This window comes from Spirosoma utsteinense (assembly GCF_014282275.1).
GTDB classification, from domain to species: Bacteria; Bacteroidota; Bacteroidia; order Cytophagales; family Spirosomataceae; genus Spirosoma; species Spirosoma utsteinense.
Genome location: NZ_VFIA01000104.1, coordinates 1 through 3910, shown reverse-complemented (window position 1 = coordinate 3910; position 3910 = coordinate 1). Strand labels below are relative to the sequence as shown.

Annotated in this window: 5 protein-coding genes; all 5 read right to left on the bottom strand. The window is 47.1% G+C overall.

Annotation, left to right across the window (positions count from 1 at the left end):
* Positions 1 to 55: 55 nt before the first annotated feature.
* From FH603_RS27705 to FH603_RS27685, 5 genes are read right to left on the bottom strand one after another with little or no spacing between them, the layout of a single operon-like run.
* On the bottom strand, positions 56 to 847 hold the full coding sequence (locus FH603_RS27705; protein WP_186742524.1) for a restriction endonuclease subunit S: 792 nt from the start codon (positions 845 to 847) through the stop codon (positions 56 to 58).
* Positions 838 to 1710: a nucleotidyl transferase AbiEii/AbiGii toxin family protein gene (locus FH603_RS27700; protein WP_186742522.1), complete on the bottom strand. Its 873-nt coding sequence runs from the start codon at positions 1708 to 1710 to the stop codon at positions 838 to 840. Before FH603_RS27700 ends, FH603_RS27705 begins: the two co-directional genes overlap by 10 nt.
* A gap of 54 nt (positions 1711 to 1764) precedes the next feature.
* Entirely contained in the window at positions 1765 to 2208 is a 444-nt protein-coding gene (locus tag FH603_RS27695; RefSeq protein ID WP_186742520.1) for a hypothetical protein, read from the bottom strand.
* Positions 2209 to 3147: a hypothetical protein gene (locus FH603_RS27690; protein WP_186742518.1), complete on the bottom strand. Its 939-nt coding sequence runs from the start codon at positions 3145 to 3147 to the stop codon at positions 2209 to 2211.
* A gap of 5 nt (positions 3148 to 3152) precedes the next feature.
* Positions 3153 to 3782, bottom strand: coding sequence for a recombinase family protein (locus FH603_RS27685; RefSeq protein ID WP_186742516.1), 630 nt, complete (start codon positions 3780 to 3782; stop codon positions 3153 to 3155).
* Positions 3783 to 3910 lie beyond the last annotated feature (128 nt).

The window sequence follows — 3910 nt, the reverse complement described above, 5'->3', positions numbered from 1 at the left end:
GACATTAGTCTGCTGTTTTTCAAGCTGTTGCAGTTCGTCAACGGTCTGGCTGATTTTAGTAGCGTAATCCATAACCAAAGATACGACTTATTGAATTTGATTTAGTATAAGTTGGTAATATATCTGAATAAGCAACAGCCGCAGCATTTATGCCATAACTAGGAGATTTTGATAGACAGTCACCCAACTTCTTCACCACCCACCCCTTTTTTGGTTTCAGCAATTGCTGCATGGCTCCCTGCTTGATGGCCCGCTTTTTGGCAATGAGCGTTTCTAAGCGGCTGATGAGGGCATCGGCATCGCTGAGGGCCGTGGCAATGGCGGTTTGCTCGGCGATGGTTGGGGGCAGAACAATGGGCAATCTTTTTGCAATACGACCTGTATAACTTTGCTGCTTTGTCCCTTGGCAATATTGTAGGGCTAACCAATCACCGTATTTTACGTAAAACTGAAACAAATAATCCGTCGTGATTAAATCTTTCTTAGGATAAAGGGCCATGCAAGATTGGTTCGTTGTAGCCTCAATGCCTGTGATCGCACAACTACCTCTAGTCCCTGCTGCTTCAAGTCCTGTTATTGCAAATAGAAAGGTGCCTTTGGGAATTATTTTCAAATTGGTTTTTACAACAGCCTCTTTCGTGATCTTTTCAATCGTATCAGTGATAGTGTTATAATTGAGTTCTCCACTGGTTATCCAAGGAATATTACCCGTATAATACCGATCAATAGCACGATATGGCGTTTGACCGCTTGAAAAGCCTGTCAATACATCTTCAAATTTGCAATCAACCCAATCCTCAGGAATTACGCCAACTTCTGTCTGTTTATAGCCTTTCTTCAATTCCATGATAGCGTGTTGATGTGGATTTGTAATTCGGTTAGTTTTTCTAGGAGCATGGCAAAGGGTAGCGTTTCGCCGTAAATCATGTTTTCCTGCATTTGCTTATAGTCGCTTTCCCAGGCTTGCATCAGGTCGGCGGGTGGCAGAAACTGAATCGTGGCGGGTTGATGCCGGTCATAATCAACATCAGCAATAGAAGCAAACGTACGGCGGTGTGCGATCACGGTGTTGTATAAATCGGCATCCTGCAAAGCGATTTTGGCAAAAGGTGTTTGCATCAGCTTTTCAATATCGTACAGATGGCGGCTAAGGCGGTCAACCCGGATTTTTTCGGCTGGTTTCTGGAACTCCTCATGGAGCAGAAAGATCTTTTCCAGAAACGTACGCTCCGGGTTCACTACCGGTATGGTTATGGGCGCATCGGCAAAGGGTCTTCCCGCAAAATGCCCGGCAACGAATGTGGCAAACGTTCTCTGGGTAAAGGGCTCCCGTAACGAGCGGCTGCTCACTTCTACCTGCAAGCGAGGTTGCAGATAGGGCTCCGTTTCAGCTAAGGCAGGATAATAAATATCAATGATCGACGGGTCCTGGTCGCTGTCTTTCGACTCCCGGCACTGAATGTCTACATTGACTAAGCCAACCGCATCAAATTTGGCCTTCAGTTCATCCCTGAAGGTGGTGTCCATAAACTGGCGCGATGCCTTTCGTAATTTCTTTATCTCCTGTCGGCTTAGCTCACCGGCAAACTGCTCACCTAGATAGGCACGGTCCAGGGCCAGGTCGATGTCTTCCGAAAATCGTTCAATCAGGTTCCAGCCCTTACTCAGTGACGTGCCCCCTTTAAAGACCAGCGCCGGAGCGCATTCCATCGAGAAAATAAGGGCTAATGTAGGAGAGCCTAAAAAAGCCTGGGGTAACCTTTGTTAAGCAGCCATCGGCATTACCCCGCCTGGCTGCGCCCGAAAAAGAGGATACTGCTTCTTAAACTCACTCTCCCACTCATCATTTAATACTTTTGTCCGCACCACCAGCATCTGATGGGCTCCCGCTTTACTCCATTGCATTTGTTGCTTTTTAGCGAACCGCTTGGCCAATACATAATTGACCGTTGACTCCACAAAACCCGTCGAGATTGCTTCACCGTATCGATAGCGTTCACTGTAGTCAACGATCAGATGAGCGTTTTGCCGAATGTAGCTTTCCAACTCACTGATATACCGGATTAGGGGTTTGATCTTTTCGTACTTGGTAGATGCCTCCTGACGGTGTAGATCGGCATCCCAAGCTAAATCATTAATCAATTCCAACCCTTTGGTTGTGTTTCCGTGCCAGAGGTGCCATTTAACACTCTCTAACCGTTTTTGCATTTATTCCCCATTCGCATCAACTTTAGTCAACCCCTGTAAATACTGTTGAAGGACCGTAAAACGCATCGTCAGGTGGAACCAGTCCAGAATATGCTGAGCGTTCGGAGTAAGGAAACTTTGTAACTGGCGAAGATTGGCGGCCCCATCGGACAAAAAAACGACCTGCTGATTGCCTTGTAATCCTTGTTGGTTTAACACCTCAGCCACCCGCTGTTTGGCCTTCTGATCATACCCTTGTACAAACCCAAAACATTTGGCAGGTTGGTCTGTAGGAACCGATTTGCCAATAATTACCTCGAAGCAGGTTTTCTTCTGTGTCCAGTCTCGTACATAGCCGCCATCCACACCCATCACGATTGGACCTTGGGGCTCATTGAATAAACTTCGTTCGACAAAAAGACTTTCCCCATGGCCGGAGCTTAGTTGGTTATCGACTTGACGGGCTACCTCTCCCAGATGATTGCGTATGGTGGCAGCATTCAGTTTTTGATCAACAGGTAGTACTTCTTTAAGCAATTCAACCGTTTGGGAGTAGGGCAATAGCGCAGCCCATTTTGTTTCCAGATAAAGCATTTCCGGCGTGGTACGCTGGGTGAATAACGACCGTAATGGGCTGACTGTGTTGGATTTATCTCCTGGTTGTGCTATGGTGAACCGAGGACTTCTCAGCCGTATAATACCGAATAGTGTTCGTAGGGTTAGGGGTTGATAATCTTTCAAAACACGACTGGCTGGCAACTTGGGTAGTTCCTGAGCCAGAAAATGATTGGCCTGTTGTTGGACGATTTGAGCTTGAAGCGCTTCCAGCACCTGTTTTGATTCAGGAAGTGACAAGCCGATGTTGGCCACGTCCAGGCACTCTTTATCAAACGTCAAAATAGACTCGGTCTGAAGTGGTTCACCGGGCGTTTCGATGGTCAATGAGATGGTAAACTTCATAGCAGTCAGGGTTTAAGCATTACGTACTCATTGACTTTGCGAACCGTATTAATTGATATATCGCACAATTTGGCCGTTTTCCGCAAACTAAGCCCCGCCCGCAGATTCCGGACTACCGAGACATATTTTTTCAGAAAAGTCGCTTTCTCCTCCGTTGTTCCGTCGGGGCGACCAATTTTCTTGCCTTGCCGACGAGCTTCGTCCATACCTGACAGAATGCGTTCGCGCAGCGTCTCTCGTTCTAAACGAGCGAACTCGGCCAGTAAGGTAAACAGGAACTGGGCTACTGGATTGCGCTTCCCATTCTTAAGCGTCTCAATACCAAAGTTTTGGACGTAAATGCTGACGCTTAACTGAGTTAATTCGTCGACTACCTGTAAAACTTCAACTGTTGAGCGGCCCAGCCGGGAGACTTCGCAAACCAGCACTTTCTGAATAGATCCCTGTCGGCTTAGCCGTAATAATTCCTGAATCCCATCCCGCTCTTGATTGCTATGAGCACCACTGATCTTCTCCGAAATCTCGGCTACAACCTGTACCGACTGGCTTTGGGCAACTGCCCGTAAATCTTCCAGTTGTCGCTGGTAGTCTTGCTCTTTTTTGGACACCCGAACAAAGATGACGGCCTGTTGCATGACCCAAAGCTACGATGCCTGTATCAACTAAACCATCTGGTTAATCTGATACAGTTATGGCTCATCGGAATCGCCTTCTAATTCATCGTAACAGCCTTGGGCCTCCCAAAAACCGGAGCTACCCTTAA

Excerpts from the sequence above, each read along its gene's own strand:
- FH603_RS27695 (WP_186742520.1), bottom strand. The coding sequence starts at position 2,208 with ATGCAAAAACGGTTAGAGAGTGTTAAATGGCACCTCTGGCACGGAAAC.
- FH603_RS27690 (WP_186742518.1), bottom strand. The coding sequence starts at position 3,147 with ATGAAGTTTACCATCTCATTGACCATCGAAACGCCCGGTGAACCACTT.
- FH603_RS27700 (WP_186742522.1), bottom strand. The coding sequence starts at position 1,710 with ATGGAATGCGCTCCGGCGCTGGTCTTTAAAGGGGGCACGTCACTGAGT.
- FH603_RS27705 (WP_186742524.1), bottom strand. The coding sequence starts at position 847 with ATGGAATTGAAGAAAGGCTATAAACAGACAGAAGTTGGCGTAATTCCT.
- FH603_RS27685 (WP_186742516.1), bottom strand. The coding sequence starts at position 3,782 with ATGCAACAGGCCGTCATCTTTGTTCGGGTGTCCAAAAAAGAGCAAGAC.